Raw genomic sequence first — 3,540 nt, 5'->3', positions numbered from 1 at the left:
TTTATGCTCAAAAAGAGTAGACCGGGCAATAGCGCTGTGATTAGCAAATACGGTATAGAGCAGTGTAGTTTTAAGTCCCGAGAATTGGTCCTCAAGGATAAGAAAGAGAGTTGAAGCTTCATCATCCGATTCGGTATAGACGGCAGGAAGCCCTTCGAGCTTTGGTTTCCCCGGTACAATGCGGTAGCCGCTATATTTTAGCTCCGTAATCCGGCTTCCGTCTGCAAGTGCAACCTGGTAAGCGGGCTGACGAAAGTCACTTGTTCCATACTGAGGATATTCCTGTGGAAGCGTGTCCAGGGAAATCGTGCGGTTGGACGGCACAGGATTAGGAGAGAAGGAGCAGCGCTCCCTGAGCTCCAGTATATTTGCCAGGCTTTTATCATGATGAAGTCGGGCCCCCCAATAGACATGTGCGGGATACCCTTCTACAAGCTGGATAATATAGCTGCAATCTTTGGACTGCAGATGGAACAAGCCAAGCGCCTCATTTACATGAATGTTCATGATATTCACTCCTTAGGGGTTCATCATATCGATTGTTTTACGACAGGATACTTATCCATGCCAAGAAGACTTTCAAAAACCGATTTTAGCTGTTTGCGGATGAGCTCTCCCGTATGACAAGCTTGGTCCCAATCACGCTGTGGGCAGGCGCTTCACGTCCCCCAAACCGTTCAGAGAGCAGTTGAACGGCAGCCTTTCCCATTTGTTCGGGATAGGCGCGCACAGTGGTTAACGGAGGCTGTACAAAAGCAGCCATCTCAATGTCGTCAAAGCCGACGATAGCCATATCCTCCGGTACCTTGACTCCATGTCCATGAAGGGCGCGAAGGGCACCGATGGCGAGCGGGTCGCTTGCAGCGAAGCAGGCCGTCGGTCTTTCTTGTCCGGCAAGGAGCTCGTTCATCATCCGATATCCATCTGCGGTACTCCAGGCGCCTACACGGACATATTGAGGATTGTACAATCCCCGTTCCCGCATGAACCGTTCAAAATAATGCGCCCGTCGCTCTCCGTCGCTCTTGCCGCCGATAAACCCGATTTGCTGGTGGCCCAGCTCAATCAGATGTCCGAGTGCCTGATCAACAGCTTGCCGGAAATGGAGGCGTACGGAATCGTACTCCAGCTGTTCATCGTACTGGTCGACCAGTACGATGGTATCCTGGTCAGGATGCAGCTTGATCACCTCTTCAGGGTCAACGCCGCCCACAACAATCAGACCATCCGTCTTCTGCAAGGTGGCGATGGAAGAGCGGCCTCGCAGAGTCTGTCCCAGCGTCAGACCAAGCTCCTCACAGCGCAACTCGATTCCACGGCGAATCGAAGCGTAATACGGATCATCCCGTTCCTCTTCAATGGAGCACCAGAGCAGGAGCGCGACCGTTTTCCCGGCACGCTCTGTGTTTTGCTTTAATTGCCTCAACCGGGAAGGTTTGTATTCAAGCTGTTCAGCAATCGAAAAAATTCGGCTCTTGGTATCCGGACTCACGGACAAAGACAGATCGTTATTTAAGACCCGTGAAACGGTTGCGGCAGACACACCCGCTTCGCGGGCAATGTCTTTAATGGTTGCCAAAGGACTCACACCTTTTAGTTAATAATTTTACTAAAATTCGATTTCATCCTAGCACATCCGAATGATCTTTTCAAGATAGCAGTTGAATCCGGAGTATGAAAGTGAAAAACTCCGCTGATTCAATTGCTTTTTATTTGTAGCGAAAAGCAGCTATTCGATATGAAAATTTTCCTTCAAACGCTTGATGTCCGCTCTTGGAGGAGAACCGAACATACGGGAATATTCACGGCTGAATTGAGACGCGCTTTCATAGCCGATCCGGAATGCGACATCAGCGGCATCTGCCGACTCGGATAATAAAAGACGGCGGGCCTCCTGCAGGCGCAGCTGCTTTTGAAATTGAAGTGGGCTCATAGCCGTTACCTCTTTAAAGTTCCGATGAAATGATGAAACGCTCATACTGGCTACTTCAGCAAGCTCCTCGACCCGCAGAGGCTTATCATAATGATGAATAATTTGTTCAATGGCTTCTCTAATTCGGTACGTATTGCTGCCCTCCATAGCAATCTGTCCGAGTGTAACTGTTTACACGAATTCATAACCATATTTTCTTAGAAGCCCGGTCGGTTCCATCTAGACTGGTAACACATGTTCTTTCTGTAGAGGAAAGAGCTTATCCATCTATAGGGCACGCTTTTTGGGATTGACAGAGGTATGGTTGCATGAGAAAATGTACGCGCGTACATAAAATAAGTGGAGGTGGGCAATATCGTTTCGCGCAAGGAAGTAGCAGAACTCGCCGGCGTGTCTGAAGCGACGGTGTCGCGGGTATTGAACGCGGCTGGTCCCATCAAGGAAGATACGCGGAGAAGGGTCCTGGACGCCGCCAACCAGCTTGGATATGTTCCCAGTGCGCTGGCCCGCAACTTTGCCCGAAGCAAGAGCGGTCATCTTGGCGTGGTTATGCCTTATGTACCGAAGGCGCATCTGTTCTCAGCCTATTTTTTCTCCGAGATGCTGAGCGGCATCGGAAGCAAGGCCAGGGACAGCGGGCTCGATCTGCTGCTATTGTTCCGGAAGCCGGGGGAAGAGATGGATTACAGCGGTCTTTTCCGCCAGCAAAAGATCGATGCTTGTATCATCCTTGGAGCCAGGGATGACCACGATGAGCTGGAAGCGCTGAAGAGAATTCAGGAAGAAGGACGTCTGTTCTGCGTCATGAATCACCATTTTAAAGGACAGTCGTTCTGTGAAGTGGATGCAGACCATGTGGAGGGAAGCCGGGTGGCTGTAAGTCACCTCATTGAGCAAGGATGCAGGCGGATTGCCTTTCTCAACGGACCGGATATCTATTCCAACAGTACTGAGCGGTTGAAGGGGTACCGCACCGCGCTTCAGGAGGCTGGTATTGAATATGATCATGAGCTGCTTCTGGAGGGCAATTACAGCCGTCGAAGCGGGCTCGAAGCATCGGCTACAATCGCAGACAGGCTGAATGATATTGATGCCATATTTGCAGCGAACGACCGGATGGCCATCGGGGTGATGCAGGGTCTGCGCGAGCGCGGAGTGGAAGTTGACCGATTCCCGGCGTTTGTGGGCTATGACGATTCGGATGCGGCCGAGATGGCCGTTCCGCCACTGAGCAGTGTCCGAGTTCCTTTGTATGAGATGGGGGAGCTTGCGGCCTCGAAGCTAATACCGGATTCTCCGGACCTTATTCCAGCCCTGGAATTGACCGGGTGCACCTCGATAAGGCAGCTTCTGTCCACGAAGCTGATTATCAGGGAGTCATCCATTCGGCAATAGCCCCATTCGTCAAAAATCCGTTGGAACTCAGACCCATAAGGAGGATAACGACATGTCTAATCGTCTTCGTATCGGAATGGTTGGCTACAAATTTATGGGCAAGGCTCACAGCAACGCTTACCGTAGTCTACCCATGTTCTTCCCAAATGCCCCGCTGCAGCCGGAGATGTCCGTTATCTGTGGACGCAACGAACAGGGGGTTCAGGCGGCTG

General features: G+C 51.2%; 3 protein-coding genes and 2 pseudogenes. 2 read left to right on the top strand and 3 right to left on the bottom strand.

The genetic code is table 11. The features are described 5' to 3' along the window. From WG8_RS28990 to WG8_RS21645, 3 genes and pseudogenes are all read right to left on the bottom strand, one after another. The coding region (locus tag WG8_RS28990) for a glycoside hydrolase family 36 N-terminal domain-containing protein (RefSeq protein ID WP_007432405.1) at nucleotides 1-507 on the bottom strand (507 nt) is incomplete at its 3' end. 85 nt (nucleotides 508-592) lie between these two features. After that, complete coding sequence (locus tag WG8_RS21650; protein ID WP_007432404.1) at nucleotides 593-1,579, bottom strand: LacI family DNA-binding transcriptional regulator; 987 nt, start codon at nucleotides 1,577-1,579, stop codon at nucleotides 593-595. Nucleotides 1,580-1,729: 150 nt separating this feature from the next. Continuing rightward, nucleotides 1,730-2,098 (bottom strand): annotated as a pseudogene (locus tag WG8_RS21645) (helix-turn-helix domain-containing protein); the annotation flags it as partial. A 180-nt stretch (nucleotides 2,099-2,278) separates the two neighbouring features. Here WG8_RS21645 and WG8_RS21640 point away from each other — a divergent pair. Further along, nucleotides 2,279-3,328 (top strand): LacI family DNA-binding transcriptional regulator, encoded by a 1,050-nt coding sequence (locus WG8_RS21640; protein WP_007432402.1) that lies wholly within the window; start codon nucleotides 2,279-2,281, stop codon nucleotides 3,326-3,328. A 52-nt stretch (nucleotides 3,329-3,380) separates the two neighbouring features. Continuing rightward, a pseudogene (locus WG8_RS28985) lies at nucleotides 3,381-3,540 on the top strand (gfo/Idh/MocA family oxidoreductase); the annotation flags it as partial.

This window comes from Paenibacillus sp. Aloe-11, assembly GCF_000245715.1.
Taxonomy (GTDB): domain Bacteria; phylum Bacillota; class Bacilli; order Paenibacillales; family Paenibacillaceae; genus Paenibacillus; species Paenibacillus kribbensis.
This window is presented reverse-complemented; position numbering and strand designations above follow the sequence as displayed.